This is a genomic window from Cellulomonas sp. P4_H4 (genome assembly GCF_056400865.1).
In genome coordinates, this window is sequence record NZ_JBFUKL010000002.1 from 534,550 (window position 1) to 554,413 (window position 19,864).

A 19,864-nucleotide genomic window follows, 5' to 3' on the forward strand; every position below is an offset into this window, starting at 1 on the left:
ATAGCCTTCGGGAAGTCCTTGACCCGTGTCCGACTTCCGGAGGAACCATGACTCTGACCGCCGATCGTGGCGTCGAGTGGTCGGGCGACTCCTTCGAACGCCGTTCCGACGCCGTCGAGCCGCGCCGCTCCTGGGCCTCCCGCCAGCCGTTCGAGCTCCGCCGGACCCCGTTGAACGCCGACGCGACGCTGCGCGCGCTGTCGTGGCGCTCCGTCGGTCACCGATATGCCGCGGTCAGCGGCGCGATCGACACCGCGGTCGCCTTCGGCGTCGCGATGGCGATCCTGACGCCGTCGTTCGCGCTCGTCCCCGCGCTGCTCCTCTCGGTGGCCGGCACGGCTGCGTTCGTGGGTGGCATCGCGGCGTCGCAGGGATACCGCCAGGAGATCCTGGGAGACGGCCCGCGGGAGTTCCAGGCCGTCCTTCGCTCCGCTGCACTGATGGCCGCCGTGCTCATGGCCATGGGCTTCCTGCTCGAGATCGCGGTGCCGCGCCTGCTGGTCGTCGTGGGTGTGCCCGTCGTCGCCGCGCTCGCCTGCCTGGCCCGCCACCTGCACCGTCGTCGCCTGCACCACGGTCGTCGCGAGGGCGTGGCGATGCGGAGCACGATCGTCCTGGGCGATGCCGAGTCGGCCCGCCACCTGATCTCTGACCTGACCGCTGCGCCGCACCACGGCTACCGCGTGGACGGCGTGTGCCTCCCGTCCCTCGACGGACCGGTCGCTCTCGACGGCGTCCCCGTCGTCGGTGGCACCGCAGACGTCGTGCAGGTGGTCGCGGACCGCGCCGCCGAGGTCGTCATCGTCACCGGATCGACGCTGAGCGGCAGCGCGCTGCGCAGGCTCTCCTGGGCCCTCGGCCGGGCCGGTGCGCAGATGGTTGTCGCCCCCGACATCATCGAGGTCGCCGGACCGCGTCTGACAGTCCGCCCGACCGCGGGACTGTCGCTGCTCGAGGTCGAGGTCGACTCCCCGCGGCGTCGGCTCGTCGCCAAGTCGGTCATCGACGTCACGCTCGCGAGCATCGGCCTCGTCGTCGTCCTCCCGTTCCTCGGGCTCGCGGCGCTGGCCATCCGGACGACGTCGCGCGGTCCCGCGTTCTTCCGCCAGACGCGCATCGGCGTCGACGGCAAGAAGTTCACGATGTTCAAGCTGCGCACCATGTTCATGGACGCCGACGCCCGCCGCGGTGAGCTGCTTGCCGAGGACGAGGGTGCAGGCCTGCTCTTCAAGATGCGCAGCGACCCGCGGGTCACCCCGGTGGGGCGCTTCCTGCGCAAGTACTCGCTCGACGAGCTCCCGCAGCTCTGGAACGTCGTCCGCGGGGACATGTCGCTCGTCGGCCCCCGCCCGCCGCTGGAGTCCGAGGTCCGCGAGTACGAGGACGAGGTGCACCGGCGCCTGCGGGTCAAGCCCGGCCTCACGGGCCTGTGGCAGGTCAGCGGCCGCTCGGACCTCGACTGGGACGAGTCCGTCCGCCTCGACCTGCGCTACGTGGACAACTGGTCCGTGACCATGGACCTGCTGATCCTCTGGAAGACCGGTCGCGCGGTCGTCACCGGTTCCGGCGCGTACTGACCTCTGGCGCCACGGCCCGCGCCACGGCGCCTCGGGCAGAAACGTCGTACGGGGAGACGGTCCTTCGGTGCCGCGCAGCACGTCCCGAACCCGCTGCGCCGTGGGCACTCGACCTCCGTGCTCAGCGGGCAGTAATAGAGGTCGCTGCAGCCCCAGTCCCAGACCTCGTCGCCGAACGCGAGCAGGGTCGGCTTCTCGGTGCGCTCCCACTCGCGGTCCGTGGCCAGGATCTGTGCCAGCTCGGCGCCGGGTCGGCGTCGGACGACCAGTGCACACATCACGCCGGCGGCGGCGGGCCGGACCAGATCAACGAGCGGCTCGCCACGCGCATCTGCCGAGTGTCGGGCAGCGTGGCGCGGCACCGTGGCCCGGTGCGGGTCGGGCTGGGTCAGCTCGCCGGCAGGGCGCTGACTGCGTCGTCGAGCATGGGCTCGAGCGTCGTCATGTAGGTCATCGTGAGGTGCTGGTCGAGGTGGTAGACGAGGACGCCGCCGACGACTGCGGGGCACGTGCCGTCCTGGCAGAAGTACGGCGTGAGGTCCACGACCTCGGCGAAGGGCGACTGCTCGGCGGCGGCGACCAGCGGGTCGGGCAGCAGACTCGTGCTCTCGGGCACCGAGCAGGCGTCCGGGCCGCTCTCGGCGACGCACACCGGTACGGCCTCGACACCGGAGGCGGTCGGGTCCGGGTTGTCGCGGATCACGACGACGCGCTTGTCGTCGGCCGCGAAACGGCTCCAGGCGTCGACGAAGCCCTGGGTCGCGTCGTCGCGGTAGTCGGTGCTCGACATGGCCGAGGTGAAGACGTAGGTGTAGTCGTGGCTCGCGAGCTCGTCGACGACGTTCCCCTGCCAGGTGGCGCACGCCGCCTTGGTGGCGCCGGTCCCCGCGGGCGGGGTGGCGGACAGCGGGCAGCCGGACCGGAGGTAGGTGGTGAGCTCCCAGCCGCGCTGCGTCGCCAGCGCGGCCAGCGCCGGGGTCCACTGCGCGGCGTGCGAGTCGCCGACGAGCGCGACCGGCGTGCCGCCCGGCGTGCCGAACGTGCAGGTCTGGGGGGTCGTCGTCAGGCCGCGGATCTGGCAGCCCGGGTTCTGCACGCCGAAGTCGTCGCCCTCGGCGATGACGGGGTCGGGCTGGATCGGCCCTGAGGCGCTGGTGTCGCACGCGGCACCGGGCTCGAGCGCGGCGGCGCCGAAGCACGCACCGGGGTCGGCCAGCACGGCCTCGAGCGACGCCTCCGCGTCGGCCTTCTCCTCGACGACCTGCTGCTTCATGGCGAGGGCCGGCAGGCACACGAGGAGCATGCCCGTCACGACGAGCAGGGCCACGGTCGACTTGCGGCGCCAGAAGGACCCGCCCGTCGGCTTGTAGTGCGCCAGGACGGGGACCTCGACGAAGCGCCGGGTCAGGTACGCCAGGGGGAACGCGAGCGCGACCGCGACCACGCGCCACGCGAGACCGGGGGCAGAGCCGGCCGCGTAGGGCAGCAGCACGATCAGGGGCCAGTGCCACAGGTACAGCGAATAGGACATGTCGCCGGTCGCCTGCACCGGCGACAAAGCCATCAACCCCGACGGGCTCCACCGCTCGCGGGGAAGTCCGGCGGCGAGGATCAGGCAGGTCCCGACGACGGGCACGGCGGCTCGCCAGCTCGGGAACGGGGTGGCGGCGTCGAACGTGAAGGCGGCGAAGCCGATCAACGCCACGCCGACCCAGCTCGCCGCGGCGCGCAGCGAACTCGGCAGCGTCACGAGCCGGTGGACGACGAGCCACAGGATGCCGCCCGCGGCGAACTCCCAAGCCCGGGTTGTCGTCGCGAAGTACGCGGGGGCCGGCTCGTGCCCGGTGGCGTAGATCGACCATGCGAGGGACGCCACGGCGAGGGGCAGGAGCACGGCGAGGAAGGCTCGGCGCCACCTGTGCCAGCGCATGGCGATGACCTGCGCGAGCACAAGCAACGCAGGCCAGGCCAGGTAGAACTGCTCCTCCGCGGACAGCGACCAGAAGTGCTGCACGGGGCTCACCCCGGCGGCTGGAGCCGAGTAGTTCGTTGCGTTGGCACCGAGCACCCAGTTCTCGACGTAGACAGCGCTCGCGGCGATCTGCTCGGTGAACGTCGGCCAGAGCGTCCTCGGGACCACGAACCAGGTCGCCACCAGCGTGAACAGCAGGACGAGCATCGAGGCGGGAAGCAGCCGGACCGCGCGGCGCGCGTAGAAGCCCCCGAACGAGAACGTGCCGCGTCGCAGAGGCTTCGCAATGTGCGCGGTGATCAGGAATCCCGAGATCACGAAGAAGACGTCGACCCCGATGAACCCGCCGGGAAGCCCGTTGGGCGCAACGTGGAACGCGAGCACGAGCAGCACGGCCCCTGCGCGCAGCGCCTGGATCTCCGGGTGGATCGCGCGAGTGACCTCGGGAGCGCGAAGCGTGGACGGGCTCGTGGAGACGGTCATGGGTGGCCTCCCGTGACCTCGGGGCGTGCCTCGCCCATCACCCGTGTCACCCGAGCTTGCGCAGGGTCGACTCGGCCGGGCCGAGCGCCGCCTGGGCCCGCTCGCGGACGTCACCGGCCCGCGTGAGCAGTGTCGCGTCGTCGCTGAGGCGGAGCACGTCGGAGACCGGGTCCGTCGCGGTGCGCAGGTCGATCGTCGCCGCCCAGCCCAGGTCGTCGAGCAGGGGGGCGAACTTGCGGGAGTACGCCAGCGGGATGGCGGGCGTGCCGACGGAGAGCGCGTTGAGGCAGGCGTGCATGCGCGAGCCGATGACCAGCTGGGCTGACGCGACGGCCTTGCGCACATCCGCGAGGTCCGTCGGCACGATTAGCTCCACGTCGCCGCGTCGGTCTGCGAGCTCGGTCACGACCGGGACGTCGTCGTCGGACGACTTGGACGCGAGGACGTGCGCGAGCAGGGTGACGTGACGACCCGCCGCGGTCAATGCGTCGCAGAGCCTCCCGACCATCTCGCGGTAGCTGCTGGCGTCGACGTGCGGTCCGGGGTTCCAGAGCAGGCCGGAGACGTTGAGCAAGACGTCGCGGGACCGCTCGACCTCGGGCACCGGGAGGGCGAAGACCACGTCGGTGGTGAGCACGTCTGCCTCGCGGCCGAGGGCTCGCGCGCCTTCGGCGCTCAGGTGATCGCGGGCCATGACGGTCGTCGCCCGACGTAGGACGTGCTTCGCGATCGCCCGACCGCGCCGCGTGCCGAAGGGGCCGATGGTCTGCGGACCGAGAACGACCGGCACCTTGGCGCGCACGGCGAGGTCCGATAGGGCGGTCATCGCCGTCAGGCGCTGCAGCCCATAGATGTCGGCGAAGCTGTCGCCGGAGCGGGTGTCGACGACCAGGTCGTACGTCGTGAGCCACTCGCGCAGGCCGTGCCGGCCCGTAATGTGCTCGCGCACCAGCGGACGCCAGCCGCCTATCGGGACGGGGGCGGCTCCGCGCCCGAAGTTTTGCAGGTCCACCTCGGCCTCCGGGAACGCGCGACGCACGAGCGCCGCGGAGCCGTGTGCGAGCGCACGGACGCCCAGGTTCGGCGATCGGTCGTCGGCCCACAGGACGAGTGCGCGCACCAGTTCCCTTTCGAAGTGACCGCGGCACAGACGCTGCCGCCTCGAGTGGACGAATCTACCCAAAGGGGTACGAAGCCTTGTTGGCGCGCTCGGGTGAACTTCGTTTCCAGGGTGCTTGTCAGCCGTTCGGCGCGGGGCGCCACGGAACCCTTGACGATGCGCGAGGCGCCCGCCCCGATCGACTCGGGACAGGCGCCTCACCCTGCAAGGTGGCAGGACGTCGCACAGGTCAGCTGTAGCTGCGGGTGACGACCGCCCCGTCCTCGTAGGTGTTGTTGCGCAGGTCGAGGGTGTAGTCCTGCGGGGTGCGCACGGCGCAGCCGGCGAACTGCATCCCCCGGCCGAACACGTTGTTCGCCACGGACATCCCGGTCGGCGAGCCGACCGCCGCCGTCGAGACGTTGATCGTGCACGCACCGTCGTCCAGGTAGTTGCCCGTGATGGCGAGGTTCGAGACGGCGCCCGAGCCCTGCGTCACCATAAAGGCGGCGTTGTGCGATCCGGTGATCGTCGAGTGGCGGACCGTGATGTTCGAGCCGGCCTGGATCTGCACCGAGTCGCTGTGGCTAGGTCCGCCGCCCCAGTTTGGGTCGCTTTCGTAGTGCGCGTTGTCGTGCAGCCAGGAGTCCTCCACCAGCACGTTCGGGCCGTGGATGTGTACGGTGTCGATGACGTTGGCGATCTCGACGCGCCGCAGTGTGAAGTTCCAGCCCTTGACCCCGTCGACGTTCGCGCTCTTGGTTTGGGCGACGAGGGTCGAATCCTCGATCGTCACCGAGTACGCGATGTTCTGCACCCTGACGAGGTCGTTGACCTCGGGCACCGATGCACCGCGGATGTAGGAGTTGCGGATCACGACGTCCTTCGCCTTGATCAGCACGTAGCCGCGGATGTCCCAGCCGTCGATGACCGTGCCGTCCTTATCGACCGTGACGTTGCCCTCGACGACCTTGCTGATCACCGCGCTGGTGGGCACGCCGGTGGTGTCCGGCCCTGGCATCCCGGCGGGCGTCGGCTTGGGTGCGACGACCTCGGTCGCCGAGGACCCGTTGGAGACCACCGCAAAGTCGCTGTACGAGACAGTGACGGGGATCGCCGTCACGGAGGCGGCGACGTAGGCGCTGACGCCGACCGAGCCCGAGCTCTGCAGACCGACGGTGGAGCTCGAGCCTGTGACCTGCCAAGTGGTCGGCTCCGCCTTGCCAACCGCCCAGGACTTGGCGCGGACGGTGGTCGGGCTGACACCGGTCACCTGGACCCGGACGTTCAGCTTGCTGCCGGGCGTGTAGGCGCCGAGGCTAGCCGAGCTCAGCGCGGTCGAATTGTCCATCGCGCTGAGCGTGGCGAGCCCGTCGGACGTGAGCTTGATGCGCGCGCCGTAGGAGTAGTTGCCCACCTTGCGACCCCAGAACGCGAGCTGGGTGCCGGACCCGGACTGGGCCTTGTCGACGGCGACGGTGACGCGCAGGTCGGCGTCCGTCGTCGCGACTGCGAGCAGCTCGCTGCTGCGGGTCGAGCCCGCAGTCGTGACGACCTGACGGCCGACGCCGCCCGACGTCGAGTAGTTCCCAATGAGCCCGGCGTGCGTCCAGGTGCCGCCCTTGGTTGCGGCGCCCCAGCCGTTGGTCCGAGACGCGGCGAAGGTGTCGCTGGCGACTGTGGCGAACTGCGGTGCTGGTGCGGTCGCGACGACGGTGCCAACGAAGCGGCCCGTGGCGCCTTCGTTGTCCGTGACGATCAGGGTCACGGTGTAGGTGCCGGACGTCGCATAGGTGTGGGTCGTTGAGACGCCCGCCCCTGCGCTGCCGTCGCCGAACGTCCAGGTGTAAGACGCGAGCGAGCCGTCGGGGTCGCTCGACGCGGCTGCGTCGAACGCGCCGGTCAGGGCGTTCATCGTCGGAGTCATTGCTGCAGTGGGCACCTTGTTGGGCACTCGGACGGTCACGGCCGCGGTGGTCGCGTGCGTCGCGCCCTCGTTGTCGGTGACGGTGAGGCCGACAGTGTAGGTACCGGCCGCCGTATAGTTGTGTCCGGCGGTAGCCCCTGTCCCGATGCTGCCGTCGCTGAAAGTCCAGGCGTACGACGCCACGTTGCCGTCGGTGTCGGTCGAGGTGGAGCCGTCGACCGCGATCGCGAGGCCGTTCGCGCTGGACGTGAACCGGGCCGTCGGTGCCTGGTTGGGCTCCTTGACGGTGACCGAGGTGCTCGCCGATGCGGTGGCGCCCTCGTTGTCGGTGACCGTCAGGCCGACCGTGTAGGTGCCGGCCTTGGCGTAGTAGTGCGTCGGCTTCGAGCCGGTGCCGGTGGTGCCGTCGCCGAAGATCCAGGCGTAGGACGCCACGGTGCCGTCGGAGTCGACCGACGTCGTGCCGTCCAGGACGGCCTTGAGGTCGGTCGTGGCCGCGACGATCGCGGCGGTCGGTGCCTTGTTGGGCTCCTTGACCGTGACGCTGGAGCTCGCCGACGCCGTGGCGCCGTCGTCGTCGGTGACCGTCAGGCCGACCGTGTAGGTGCCGGCCTTGGCGTAGGTGTGCGTCGGCTTCGAGCCGGTCCCGGTGGTGCCGTCGCCGAAGGTCCAGGCGTAGGACGCCACGGTACCGTCGGAGTCGACCGACGTCGTGCCGTCCAGGACGGCCTTGAGGTCGGTCGTGGCCGCGACGATCGCGGCGGTCGGGGCCTTGTTGGGCTCGGTGACGACGACCTTGGACGTCGTCGTGCTCGACGCGCCCTCGTCGTCCGTGACGGTGAGCGCCACGTCCTTGGTCCCGGCCGTCGTGTAGGAGTGCGAGGCCTTCGCCCCGGTGCCCGTCGCGCCGTCGCCGAACGTCCAGGCGTACGACACGACCGTGCCGTCGAGGTCGCTCGACGCGCTGGCGTCGAGCGCGGCCGACAGATCGGTGACCGCGGCGGTGAATTGGCCGGTCGGGACGAAGTTGCCGACCTGCACCGGCTTGGTCGTCGTGACCGCGAAGTCGTCGAACGTGTAGGTGATCGGCGCGTTGGTGACCGTGCCGGTCAGGTACGCGGAGACGCCCACGGTGCCGGCCTGCGTGCCGGCCGCGGCGCTCGTGCCCTCGAGGGTCCACGTGGTCGGCTCGGGTGTTCCCGCGATCCAGGCCTTGCTGCGCAGCGTCGTCGGGGAGGTGCCGGTGACCTGCGTGCGGACCATCAGCTTGGTGCCGACGCCGAACGTGCCCGGGATCGTCACAAGGCCGGTGCTCGTGGCACCGTCGAGCAGCGAGACGGTGACGGTCGAGTCGCTCTTGAGGCGGAGCTTCGTGCCCAGGTCGACCGTGCCGACGCGGCGGCCGACGACGGACAGGTAGCTGCCGGAGCCGGTCTGGAGCTTGTCCGCGGAGATCGCGACGGTGACGTCGGTGTCGGTCGAGGCGACGCCGTCCAGGTAGGAGTAGAGCGTCGAGCCCGCCTTCTGCACCGTGATCGTGCCGGCCGTGCCGTTGGCCCGGTAGTTGGTCGCCAGCCCTGCGTGCGTCCACGTGCCTCCCGCGTCTGCCGAGCCCCAGCCTGCCGTCGTCGTCCGGGTGAAGGCGTCTGCCGCCACCTGCGGCCACTCGTCGTGGTAGACGACCGGCGGCTGCGTGGCTGCGGTCGCGCACATCGGTGCGAGGACGACGGCTCCGACAGCGACGGCTGACACGAGCGTGCTCGTCAGCGATCTGCGGAAGGTTCGAGACATGTGGAAGCTCCGTGAGTGGGGGACATCGGGGGACTTGGGCGAACTCGTCGCCTCTTGGGTGGTTCTGTCGTCCCCATCGGCTGGTTGTCCCGATTGCGAAGGGAACTTGTGCGACAGATTTGGGGACCAGTCGGACGAACCCCCCGCCGCCCCGCAGAGCCGCAGGTCAGGCGCCGAATTTCCGAGAAAGTGATCTGGGTGACTTTGTCGGGTGAAAACCGCCTCCCACGGCTCTGGCCGGCGGATCGGCGACTAGCCTCCAGGTGAACTGGTGACAAATCGGACGCGCCGGCTGCTGACAAGCACGCGGCAGGAGCGCTGAGCTCGCGCACAGGAGGGGGCCTCATGTCGGAGCGGGGAGCTCTCTCGATCGCGATGGTGGGCACGCGCGGCGTGCCGGCCCGGTACGGCGGGTTCGAGACCGCCGTCGAGGAGGTCGGCCGACGGCTCGCCGACCGCGGGCACGATGTCGTCGTCTACTGCCGGAGCGCCGACGGGTCGGAGCTGGCCAAGGACGAGCCCTACCTGGGCATGCGCCGGGTGAGCCTGCCCGCGATGCGCAAGCGGTCGCTCGAGACCCTCAGCCACACCGCGTTGTCGGTCGGGCACCTGCTCGGACACCGTGTCGATGCGGCGTTCGTCTTCAATGCGGCGAACGCGCCGCTGCTGCCCGTCCTGCGCGTGGCCCGCATCCCGGTGGCCACGCACGTCGACGGGCTGGAGTGGAAGCGGGCGAAATGGGGCGGCACCGGTCGCCGTTACTACCGGGGCGCCGAGTCGGCCGCCGTGCGGTGGTCGGACGCGCTGATCGCGGACGCACCGGGGATCGCCGCCTACTACACGGACGAGTTCGGGGCGACGACGCGGCAGATCGCCTACGGGGCGCCGATCATCGAGCAGATCGGGGACGACAAGCTCGCCGAGGTCGGTGTGCGGTCGGGGGCCTACCACCTGGTCGTCGCGCGGTTCGAGCCCGAGAACCACGTGGACGTGATCGTCGACGGCTACGTCGCCTCCGGGGCGACGCTCCCGCTCGTCGTCGTCGGTGCGGCACCGTACGCCGAGGAGTACACCGACCGGATCCGCGCGGCCGCAGCGGGGGACCCGCGCGTCCACCTGATCGGCAGCGTCTGGGACGCCGAGCTCCTCGACCAGCTCTACGCGCACGCGCTCACCTACCTGCACGGCCACAGCGTCGGCGGCACCAACCCGTCCCTGCTGCGGGCCATCGGCGCGGGCACGGCGACCATCGCGTTCGACGTCGCCTTCAACCGGGACGTGCTCGGCGACCTCGGCCGCTACTTCGCCGGTCCGGCGGACGTCGCGCGCGAGATCGAGGTGGTCGAGCGGGAGCCCGCAGCGGCTGCCGAGGTCGGTGCGCTTCTGCGGGACCGTGCGCGCTCGTACGACTGGGACGACGTCGCGCTGGGCTACGAGGCCCTCGCCCGCGACCTCGTCGCCCGCAACGTGCCCGGTCCGCAGCGGGGCCGTCGCCGTCAGACCCCGACGCCACCGGCGGCCGCGCAGCCAAGGAGTCTCGTCCCGTGAACCAGCGAACGGCGCATCGCACGGCTCGAACCAACGAGTCGTACAAGGAGACGGTAGCCAGGCTCTCCGCGGCCCAGAAGGTCGCGGCCCGCGGAGCTCCGGCGTACTCCCGCTACGTCAACCGGCGGCTCGGCAAGTACCTCGCGGCGTGGGCGTACCGCCGGGGCATCTCGCCGAACGGCGTCACGGGCCTGAGCGCTCTGGCCACCTTCACCGGCATCGCTCTGCTGCTCTTCATGGCGCCCGGTGCCCTGCTCGGCGTCCTGGTCGCCGCGCTCCTGGTGCTCGGGTACGCGCTCGACTCGGCGGACGGCCAGGTGGCCCGCCTCACGGGGACCGGCAGCCCGGCGGGGGAGTGGCTGGACCACGTCGTCGATGCGACGAAGATCGTGTGCCTGCCGTTGGCGCTCCTGGTGGGCATGTACCGCTTCGAGACGGTCAGCGTGCCGTGGCTCGTCGTTCCCCTGGTCCACACCGTCGTGTGGTCCGTCCTCTTCTTCATGATGATCCTGACCGAGCAGCTCCGGCGCGCTCGCGGCACCCAGAGCGTGGCCGACACGAGCGGTCGGCTTCCGTGGCTTCGGTCCGTTCTCGTGGTACCCACCGACTACGGCCTGCTCTGCCTGGTGTTTGTGCTGATGGCAGCCCCGACGGTCTTCTTCGCGGTGTACACGGCGATCGTCGCGTGCACCGCGTTGTTCCTCCTGGCGGCCTCCGTCCGATGGTTCCGAGAGATCTCGGCATAGGCACACCAAGGCATAAAGGACAACTCGGGCTCCGCCATTCGAGTGTGATCGACATCACATTTCCACAACACCGTCACCAGTTCGTGATGTAAACGTGCTGCTCGCGGACCTGTTGCGCGAAACCTACCCTTCTGTCGTTAGTGCCCGGTTCCCTCGCCCGAACTGGTCACGTGTTCACTAGATCGGGCGTCACCCATAGGCTCCCCACCAGTAAGACGGCGGAGCCCCTCCCGCTCCGTCTGCCGCATTCAGACGATCGTGCTGACGCCGAGCAGGAGCCACGACATGACGCCTCGCCCCCCGCGCCGAAACATATTCATCGCCACCGGGCTCGCCGCCGGGATGCTCGGTGCCACCCTGGCCGGCATCGTCGCCCCACAGGCATCCACCGCCGCCACGGCCGCCGCGAACGTCGTGATCCTCGACCACAAGGTCATCAAGCCGAGCGGATCGCTCGTCGTCCCGTTGCCGGTGTCCGCTGACGCGACGAGCGTCCGGCTCGTAGTCGCGGGCCAACTCGCCTGGCGTCCCACGAAGATCTCGGTCTGTGCAGGATCTGTCGTCACGGCGGCCTGCAAGGCCTCCCCGGTGTTGACGACGCCCATCACGACGGCGGCGTTCGCCCACATCACGCTCGGCATCGTCGGCGCGGACCGCAAGATCGTCGTCTACAACTCCTCTGCCAGCGCTAGCATCACGATCCGGCTCGTCGACTACGTCTACGGCCCCGCGCCGATGCCTACGACCGCCGCACCCACGCCGTCCGCGACGTCGAATCCGACGGCTACGCCGACGCCGACCGCGACGGCTACCGCTACGCCTACGGCTACGGCTACGCCGACGGCGACGCCGACGGCGACGCCAACCGCGACGCCGACGGCTACGCCAACCGCGACGCCGACGGCTACGCCGACCGCGACGCCCACACCCGCACCAGCCCCGGCCCCAGCGCCCGCCGGTGCGCGCCCGAGTGCCGCGAACACAGGCGTGCCGACCGGAACGCGTCTCACGGTGCACGAGGGTGACCTCACCATCAAGACGCCGGGCACCGTCATTGACAGCATGGAGATCCGGGGCATCGTCCGGATCGAGGCGCCGGGTGTCGTCATCAAGCGAACGCTCATCACGGGTCGACCGCTGACCAGCAGCATGAGCCTGATCTACATCACGGCTGCAGGTTCGGTCGCCGTGGAGGACTCCGAGATCTACGCCAAGGATCCGTCCGCTTGGGTCCGCGGTGTCATCGGTGCAAACTTCACGCTCACACGCGTCGACATCCACGACGTCACGGACCAGTTGATGATCACGGGCGACAATGTCCGGGTCCAGGACTCATGGCTTCACGCCAACTTGTACTACGCCCAGGACCCGACCTGGAACGGGACGCCGACGCACGACGACAACGTCCAGATCTCCAAGGGTACGAACCTGACGTTCGTGAATAACGTCTTCGAAGGTACGCACAACGCCGCGATCATGGTCGCGCAGAGCGGTGGCACCGTCTCCGGGATGACCATCTCCGGCAACTCGATCGGTGGCGGCGCGTGCTCGCTGAACTTCGCCGAGGCCGGCCTGGGCGCGATCAAGGGTGTGTCGATCGCGAACAACGTGTTCCAGCCGACGCAGACCTTCAAGAACTGCGCGATCGTCTCCGACCCGACGACCATCCCGCTGCTCTCGCTCAAGAGCAACACCTGGGCGAACGGCTCGGCCGTCACGGTCACCTCACGCGTCGGGTCCTGAGCGAGTCGAGGACCGTCACGATCTGAGCGGCGTAGTGCTCGCGGCTGAAGCGTTCGGTCGCGTCCGCGAGTCCACGTCGCGCCAGGTCGTCAGCCAGTCCGGGGTCGTCGTCCAGACGGGCGACGGCCCCGGCCAGCGCGTGCGGGTCCCCAGGCGGGACCAGGAGACCGTTCTCGCCGTCCCTGATGATCTCGGCGAGGCCCTGGGTCTCGCTGACCACGACGGGTCGACACGCGAGCAGGGCCTCCACGGCCGTGTTCCCGAACGGCTCCACGAGCGAGGGCACCAGCACCACGTCGGCGGCTGCGAGCTCGGGCCACGTCGGGTGCACGAAGCCGAGCAACGTGACGCGGTCCTCGAGGTGCTCGTGGGCGATCTGCTCGCGCACCTGGTCGCGGAACCACTCGTAGCCCTCGAAGACGTCGCCGGCCAGTCGTAGCTCGACGTCGTGCCCCTGGGCGACGAGCTCGGCCATCGCGGACACCGCGACGTCGGTGCCCTTGCGCGGCGAGAGCCGTCCGACGAGCACCAGGCGCAGCCGCCGTCCTGGCACCCGCACGTTCGGGACGGGCGGTTCCGGCGGTCCGGGGACCCCGTTGTGCACGACGGTCGTCCGGCGTGCCAGGGCGTGGAACGCGCGACCCGTGGCTCGCCGCGACGCCTCGCTGTTGGCGACGACCCGGTGCGCGAGCAGCACGGGAGCGGTCAGACCGGCCGTGATGACCCTCGACTGGTCCTCCTCGGCCTCGTGCACGTGGCAGACCACGGGGACCCGGGCCGCGCGGGCCGCCAGGATCCACGACGGGATCGTCAGCGTGTTCACGTACACGGCGTCGGCGTGCGACCGGCGCAGCCATCGCGCGGTCTGCCACGTCGACCGTGCCATCGTGACGCTCAGACCCACGAGGCCGCGGGGCGTCAGCAGGGACTTGCGCAGGACGGGGAACGGGGCGAGCCGGACCGTCGCGCCTGCCGCGGTGAGCCGCTCGACCAGCGGGCCCTCGGCGGGAACGACGACGAGCACGTCCCACCCGGCACCGGTCGCCGCTGCGACCGACTCGACGAGCTGCAGGTCTGAGCCGTAGAGCTCGGTCGAGGGGTGCGCGACGACCAGCCGGCGCCCGCTCACGAGGCCGGCCAGGGGGCGCGTCGGAGCAGGGCGTACCAGGCGCCCGACACGGTTCCCCGAGCCGCCGCGATCAGCGGGCCGGGCCCGGACAGCAGCTGCCGTCGGCCACCGCGCTTGACCACGCGCCAGCCGTACCGGGGCGAGCGCAGGATCCAGCTGACGCGCCGACCCGCGGGCAGGTGGTGCGCGGCGAACACGAGCCGTCCGCGGCAGTTCTGCTCGTAGTACAGGTCGGACTTGCGGCGCGACCCGGCGTGCTCCTGGGTGCCGCCGACGTCGTGCATGGCCTCCACGTCGGCCCGCACCTCGAGGGACACCCCTGCCGCGCGAGCCCGCCAGGACAGGTCGACGTCCTCCCAGTAGAGGAAGTAGCGCGTGTCGAACCCGCCCAGCCACGTCCAGGTCTCGACCGAGACCGCCAGGCAGGCGCCGGTGACCCAGTCGATGCGACCGTCGGGTGCAGGCACCCCGCGGGTGACCCCGCGCCCGAGGTCGATCGTGCCGCCGCGCGACCACACCGACCCGTCCGGGCGCAGGACCACGGGAGCGACGAGCCGGCCGGGGGCGGTCAGCGCGGCGTCGAGCAGGACCTGCGCCGACGCCGGGGCCAGCGACAGGTCCGGGTTCAGGATCAGGACGGCCTCCGCGCCGAGCTCGCGCGCCCGTTCGACGCCTCTGTTCACCCCGGCGCCGAAGCCGTCGTTGGGGCACGTCACCAGGTGCCACCCGTGCCGGTCGGCCACCTGCCGCGCCGCCTCGGTCGCCTCGACCGTCGACGAGTTGTCGACCACGACGACGAACGAGTCGAGCCCGTCGGCCGTCGCCCGCAGGTGGGTGTCGAGGAGCTCCGCAGAGCCGTGGTTGACCACCACCAGCGCGGTTGGGGAAGCCACTGGCGTACCTCCGGTGTCATGGGATGAAAACGCACGGATGGCGAGGTCAGGGACTGCACGGATGCTAGCCCAGCAGGTACTGTCCGGACCGGGACAAACCGGGTGAACACTCAGACAGGGGCGGCGTGTGACGGCAGGTCGGGACCACGAGGGCGACCGGCCCGTGCGCGTCCTGCAGTCGTTCCGCGAGCCCCGACGGACGACGAACCCGTACCTCGTGCAGCTGCGCGACTCGCTCGACCAGGTCGCCGACGTCACGACCTTCTCGTGGCCCCGCGCGTTGGGCGGCCGCTACGACGTGCTCCACGTGCACTGGCCCGAGGTCGTCGTCGAACGGCGCAGCAGGATGCGCCACTGGGCGGCATGCGCAGCGTTCGCGGCAACGGTCCTGCAGGCGTCGCGACGAGGGCGTGTGCTCGTCCGCACGGTGCACAACCGTGCACCGCACGACGAGGTCGACCGGCCGACGCGCCTGGTCAGTGCCTTGTGCGACCGCCGCACCGCGGCGTGGATCCGGCTGAACGACCACACGCCGACGCCCCCCGGGGCCCTGGCCCGCACGGTCCTGCACGGTGACTACACGCAGTGGTTCGCCGGGGTGCGCCGCAGCGAGGTGGTCCCGGGCCGGATGGTGCACGTCGGGCTGATCAAGCCCTACAAGGGCGCCGAGGAGCTCCTGAGCGCCTTCGCCGACCTCGCGGACCCGGGTGCCGGGCTCGTCGTCGCGGGCAGGCCGACCACCGAGGCACTGCGGCAGGCCGTGACCACGCTCGCGGCCCGCGACGACCGGGTGGACGTCGAGCTGCGGCACCTCGACGACGACGAGCTCGTCGCCTGGGTGACGTCGGCCGAGCTCGTCGTGCTGCCGTACCGCTCGATGCACAACTCCGGCGCCGTCCTGCTGGCCCTCTCGCTCGGGCGTCCGGTGCTCGTGCCGGGCAACGAGGTGAACGACGACCTGGCGGCCGAGGTCGGGCCCGCCTGGGTGCACCGGTACACGGGACCGCTGACCAGCGACGTGCTCGCCCAGGCTCTCGCCGACCTGCGCGCTTCTCCGGCGTCGGGTGCACCCGACCTCTCGGCACGGCAGTGGCCGGCCCTGGGCCTGCAGCACCTCGAGCTGTACGAGGAGGCGCTCGCGGGCCACGTCCAGAAGCAGGGTGCCGCCCGATGATCGTGGTCGCCATGCTGACCTACCGCCGCCCGCAGGACCTGCGCGTGGCGGTGCCGGCGTTCCTGGCCGAGGCGCGCCCGCTCGGCGGCAGTCTCCTGATCGTCGACAACGACCCCGAGGGGAGCGCCCGTGACTATGTCGTCGGCCTCGCCGACCCTGCGGTCCGGTACGTGCACGAACCGCGGCCCGGGATCGCCGCGGGTCGCAACCGCGCTCTCGCCGAAGTGACCGACGAGCTGCTGGTCTTCGTGGACGACGACGAGCGTCCCGTTGACGGGTGGCTCCAGGCGTTGCTGGACTGCCGTGAGGCCACCGGTGCGGCCGTCGTCGTGGGTGCCGTGGTCTCGGAGTTCGAGGAGCCGCCCCCGCAGTGGGTGGTCGCAGGCGGGTTCTTCGACCGTCGACGGCTCCCCACCGGCACGCGCGTCGACGTCGCGGCGACCAACAACCTGCTGCTCGACATGGCTCGGGTGGGACCGACCGGCGCTCGGTTCGACGAGGCGTTCGGCCTGAGCGGCGGCAGCGACACCCTGTTCACGCGCACGCTTGAGCGCGCCGGGCTGCCGATGGTCTGGTGCGACGAGGCCGTCGTGATCGACATGGTGCCCGCCGCACGGATGACCCGGTCGTGGGTGCTCGCGCGTGCCCGCCGCAGCGGCAACTCTGCGAGCCGCGCCGAGCTGGCGCTGGCCTCGTCGGCGGGCCAGAGGCTGGGGGTCCGCGTTCGCTACGTCGGACGCGGCCTGGTGCGCGTGGCGGGCGGCGCGGCCCGCGTCGTGCTCGGAGCTCTGCGCCGGCAGGACGTGCAGCAGCTCACCGGGCGACGCAACGTGATGCGTGGGCGCGGCATGATCTCCGGCGCCTTCGGCCGGGTCGTCTACGAGTACAAGCGCCCGAGCGCCTCAGCCGCGCGGGCGGTGTAGCGCGGCGGTCCCGGCGCGGCGCAGGACCAGCATGTCCCGGCGCAGGGGGCGGATCGGCAGGACCACCAGCGCCACGGCCGCGAGGCCGGCGAGCCCACCGGCGAGCACCTGCAGCCACGGACTCTCCTCCCGCAGGCCCCACGCGGCCGCGGCGGAAGCGACTCCCGCCACAGAACCCACGACGAGGATCCGCCCGGCGCCGCTGTACAGGGACCGGACGTCGAGCTTCGTCGAACGGTTGAGCCACCACAGCGACAACGGCCAGGCCAGCGCAGGCGCGAGGGCGTAACCCGCCGCGACGCCGACCACGCCCCACGCGCTGCCGCCGATCACGCAGACGATCCGGATCGCGGCCGACATGAGCGTGTACTGCAGCAGCTGCCGCGTGAGCCCGCGGGCGAGGTAGACCCAGTAGCCGACGTACGCGAGCGTCTGGAAGATCCCCGCCACGGCCAGGAAGCGCAGGATGGGCGGCACCTGCTCCCACTGCGGGCCGAGCACGATCGTCACGGTGGGCTCGGCGACCCCGACGAGCATGGCCAGGCCGATCGCGATCGGGTAGCCGAGGACGAGCTGCCCGTTGCGCACGATCGAGTCGAACTGCGGGGTCGCGCTCGCCCGGGACAGCACGGGCAGGGCCACCGTGGTGCTGGGCGCCCGGACCTGGTTGAGCGGGTTCATGAGCAGCTGGAACGCGCGGTTGTAGATGCCGAGCGGCGTGGCACCGAAGCGGTGGCCGATGGTCAGCGCGTCGACGTTGTTGGCCACGTAGCCGATCAGCTGCGACCCGAGCAGGCCGCCACCGAACACGTACAGGCTCTTCATCGGCGCGCGCCGGTCGAACCACCGGGGCAGCCAGCGCGCCGAGAGCCCGAACCCGACCAGCGCGGTGAGTGCCACCACGATCTGCTGCGAGACGAGCGCCCAGTAGCCGGCACCGGCGACCGCGAGGCCCACCGCGACCACGAGGGCGAGCGCGGGGGCGGTGACGTCGATCGTCGCGACCCGGCGGAACTTCATCGACCGCACGAGGTCCGCCCGGTACTGCGTCATCATCCCGTTGAACAGGAACGTCACGGAGATCGCCCGGGCGACCGGGACGAGAGCAGGTTCGTCGAAGAAGTGCGAGATCGGGACGGCGAGCGCGAACATGGCGATCCCGAGCAAGAACCCGATCGCGGTGTTGGTCCAGAACAGGTTGGAGCGCTGCGCGAACGAGAGCGTGGGCGCCTGGATCGCTGCCGAGCTCAGCCCGAAGTCGCGCAGGATGTCGCCGACCCCGGCGATCGCGAGCACCATCGCGACGAGGCCGTAGTCGCGTGGGGCGAGCAGCCGGGAGAGCACGACGACGGTGCTCAGCTGAATGACGAGGCGCACGATCAGGCCGACGCCGGTCGACAGGGCGCCGCGGGCTGCGCGGCCTCCGAGGTCGGTGGTCATGAGTGCTGCGCTGCGCCCCCTCGGACGCGGCGGAACGTGCCCCGGGCGGTCCGTGCCGTCGCGCGGGCCTGGTGCAGGCCGAGCCGCACGAGCCCGAACCCGCGGTACCTCGGGATCCGTGCGCCGGCCAGGCGTGCGCCGGTCAGCCGGCCAGCGAGCGTTCCGCGGCGGTTCCGCTGGAGCGGCTGCACGCCCGCGACCTCGTCGGGCGTGATCTCACGGACGACCACCACACCAGCGGCGATCGCGCGGCGCACCACGTCGAGCCCGCGCGGGGTGCGGGCGATGAGGGCGCTGAAGCCGTCGGTCTCCGTGAACACCGGGTACCCGCGGTCGTCGCTGCGCCAGAAGTCGCCGGCGGTGATGTCGCTGCTCTCCCCGATCCCGTCGGGGCAGATCTTGCACCGCCACTGGACGGTCGGTCCGAGCGTGCCGCCCCACGACTCGTCGTAGGTCGCGGACACCTCGCGGTCGCCGGTCCGGGCCGTGAAGCGGCCCGGCCAGCCCCGACCGCGGTACCAGAGGTCGTCGACCTTCTCGTCGGCACCGACGCCCAGCTGCTCGAGCATCGCGTCGGTCGCGAGGGCCGACGGCGTCCCGGCGCAGAAGAACGACATGATCAGCGGCGCCTCGGAGCCCTGGGACAGCGAGCGCAGCGCCGCAGCCTCGCACGGCTTGCCGACGGTCACGCCGTCGGCGTCGAGCGCCTGCTGGTGCGAGGCGACGGCCACGGGTGCGTACCTCGAGCCCGCGGCGGCCAGAGCCTCGTCGCGCGACTGGATGGTGACGGGCACGGTCCGTCGGGGTTCGGCCGGGTCGGCGGACGCGCCGACCGCGCGGACGGCCTCGCCGCTCTCGACGAGCCACGCGGACAGGGCGGTGAGCACGCCACCGCTGCTGCCGCGGTGCCGGATCTCGGGGTCGGCCGCCGCGGCCTCCCAGCATCCGGCGACGGGCCCGAGGGTCGGGTGGTAGACGGAACCTGGCGGACGCTGGGCGCGGACCGTGCGACCTGGGCAGGCACGGCCGAACGCGCGGGCGGCGTCGGGAGAGGCAGTCGAGGCGCCCACCCGCTCCGGGCGCAGGTAGCCCTGGCCCGAGAGCCGCATCTCGAGGCCGTCGTCGAGCAGCGTGCACGCTCCGCAGCCAGTGCAGCGGCCCGTCTCCACGACCTGGTGGACCTGATCGTCGAGCGTGGGTGCGTTCATCTCGTGGCCCGCAGTGCGGCGGCAGATTCGAACGATGCTGCACCGTGGGCGAGCGTGCGGACGCCGAGGATCGACGACGGATCGTCTGCGCTGAGCACGAGCACCCGCATGGAGCCTCCAAGTCGTGACGGGGCAGCCGAGGGTTTCGTGTCGGACAGCCTCGGCTCCGCGGAAGTTTAGGCGGCGGACCACCCCGTTCGGTGGGTGTGAG

At 71.3% G+C, this 19,864-nt stretch carries 15 protein-coding genes; 6 read left to right on the top strand and 9 right to left on the bottom strand.

The genetic code is table 11. From position 1 onward, the window contains the following. Nucleotides 1-47: 47 nt before the first annotated feature. On the top strand, nt 48-1,577 hold the full coding sequence (locus AC1DPN_RS08730; protein ID WP_477084340.1) for a sugar transferase: 1,530 nt from the start codon (nt 48-50) through the stop codon (nt 1,575-1,577). 388 nt (nt 1,578-1,965) lie between these two features. On the opposite strand, the gene AC1DPN_RS08735 is transcribed toward AC1DPN_RS08730, so the two are convergent. From AC1DPN_RS08735 to AC1DPN_RS08745, 3 genes are all read right to left on the bottom strand, one after another. Then, nucleotides 1,966-4,032, bottom strand: a complete 2,067-nt coding sequence (locus AC1DPN_RS08735) for an acyltransferase family protein (RefSeq protein WP_477084341.1) — start codon at nt 4,030-4,032, stop codon at nt 1,966-1,968. Between the two features lie 46 nt (nt 4,033-4,078). Next, entirely contained in the window at nt 4,079-5,152 is a 1,074-nt protein-coding gene (locus AC1DPN_RS08740; protein WP_477084342.1) for a polysaccharide pyruvyl transferase family protein, read from the bottom strand. Nucleotides 5,153-5,381: 229 nt separating this feature from the next. Beyond that, on the bottom strand, nt 5,382-8,849 hold the full coding sequence (locus AC1DPN_RS08745) for a PKD domain-containing protein (protein WP_477084343.1): 3,468 nt from the start codon (nt 8,847-8,849) through the stop codon (nt 5,382-5,384). A 345-nt stretch (nt 8,850-9,194) separates the two neighbouring features. Here AC1DPN_RS08745 and AC1DPN_RS08750 point away from each other — a divergent pair, with 345 nt between their 5' ends. Next, nucleotides 9,195-10,397, top strand: a complete 1,203-nt coding sequence (locus tag AC1DPN_RS08750) for a DUF1972 domain-containing protein (RefSeq protein ID WP_477084344.1) — start codon at nt 9,195-9,197, stop codon at nt 10,395-10,397. Next, the gene (locus tag AC1DPN_RS08755) at nt 10,394-11,143 is read left to right on the top strand and encodes a CDP-alcohol phosphatidyltransferase family protein (protein ID WP_477084345.1); all 750 of its coding nucleotides are present in this window, start codon (nt 10,394-10,396) and stop codon (nt 11,141-11,143) included. The genes AC1DPN_RS08750 and AC1DPN_RS08755 overlap by 4 nt, the downstream gene beginning before the upstream one ends. A 248-nt stretch (nt 11,144-11,391) precedes the next feature. Here AC1DPN_RS08755 and AC1DPN_RS08760 read toward each other — a convergent pair whose 3' ends face one another. Continuing rightward, the gene (locus AC1DPN_RS08760) at nt 11,392-11,775 is read right to left on the bottom strand and encodes a hypothetical protein (protein ID WP_477084346.1); all 384 of its coding nucleotides are present in this window, start codon (nt 11,773-11,775) and stop codon (nt 11,392-11,394) included. A gap of 87 nt (nt 11,776-11,862) precedes the next feature. Next, nucleotides 11,863-12,069, bottom strand: a complete 207-nt coding sequence (locus AC1DPN_RS08765; protein ID WP_477084347.1) for a hypothetical protein — start codon at nt 12,067-12,069, stop codon at nt 11,863-11,865. Nucleotides 12,070-12,130: 61 nt separating this feature from the next. Here AC1DPN_RS08765 and AC1DPN_RS08770 point away from each other — a divergent pair, with 61 nt between their 5' ends. Beyond that, the gene (locus AC1DPN_RS08770) at nt 12,131-12,886 is read left to right on the top strand and encodes a right-handed parallel beta-helix repeat-containing protein (RefSeq protein ID WP_477084348.1); all 756 of its coding nucleotides are present in this window, start codon (nt 12,131-12,133) and stop codon (nt 12,884-12,886) included. On the opposite strand, the gene AC1DPN_RS08775 is transcribed toward AC1DPN_RS08770, so the two are convergent. Beyond that, nucleotides 12,864-14,015, bottom strand: coding sequence for a glycosyltransferase family 4 protein (locus AC1DPN_RS08775; protein WP_477084349.1), 1,152 nt, complete (start codon nt 14,013-14,015; stop codon nt 12,864-12,866). The genes AC1DPN_RS08770 and AC1DPN_RS08775 overlap by 23 nt on opposite strands. Next, the gene (locus tag AC1DPN_RS08780) at nt 14,012-14,908 is read right to left on the bottom strand and encodes a glycosyltransferase family 2 protein (RefSeq protein WP_477084350.1); all 897 of its coding nucleotides are present in this window, start codon (nt 14,906-14,908) and stop codon (nt 14,012-14,014) included. Before AC1DPN_RS08780 ends, AC1DPN_RS08775 begins: the two co-directional genes overlap by 4 nt. 127 nt (nt 14,909-15,035) lie before the next feature. Here AC1DPN_RS08780 and AC1DPN_RS08785 point away from each other — a divergent pair, with 127 nt between their 5' ends. Next, nucleotides 15,036-16,082: a glycosyltransferase gene (locus AC1DPN_RS08785; protein WP_477084351.1), complete on the top strand. Its 1,047-nt coding sequence runs from the start codon at nt 15,036-15,038 to the stop codon at nt 16,080-16,082. Next, nucleotides 16,079-17,005 carry a glycosyltransferase family 2 protein gene (locus AC1DPN_RS08790; protein WP_477084352.1) on the top strand — a complete coding sequence of 309 codons (927 nt, stop codon included), beginning with the start codon at nt 16,079-16,081 and terminating at the stop codon, nt 17,003-17,005. The genes AC1DPN_RS08785 and AC1DPN_RS08790 overlap by 4 nt, the downstream gene beginning before the upstream one ends. Here the strand turns inward: AC1DPN_RS08790 and AC1DPN_RS08795 are convergent. Both AC1DPN_RS08795 and AC1DPN_RS08800 read right to left on the bottom strand, forming a co-directional pair. Further along, nucleotides 16,985-18,445, bottom strand: coding sequence for a lipopolysaccharide biosynthesis protein (locus AC1DPN_RS08795; protein ID WP_477084353.1), 1,461 nt, complete (start codon nt 18,443-18,445; stop codon nt 16,985-16,987). The genes AC1DPN_RS08790 and AC1DPN_RS08795 overlap by 21 nt on opposite strands. Then, nucleotides 18,442-19,653 carry a Coenzyme F420 hydrogenase/dehydrogenase, beta subunit C-terminal domain gene (locus tag AC1DPN_RS08800; RefSeq protein WP_477084354.1) on the bottom strand — a complete coding sequence of 404 codons (1,212 nt, stop codon included), beginning with the start codon at nt 19,651-19,653 and terminating at the stop codon, nt 18,442-18,444. The genes AC1DPN_RS08795 and AC1DPN_RS08800 overlap by 4 nt, the downstream gene beginning before the upstream one ends. Nucleotides 19,654-19,864 lie beyond the last annotated feature (211 nt).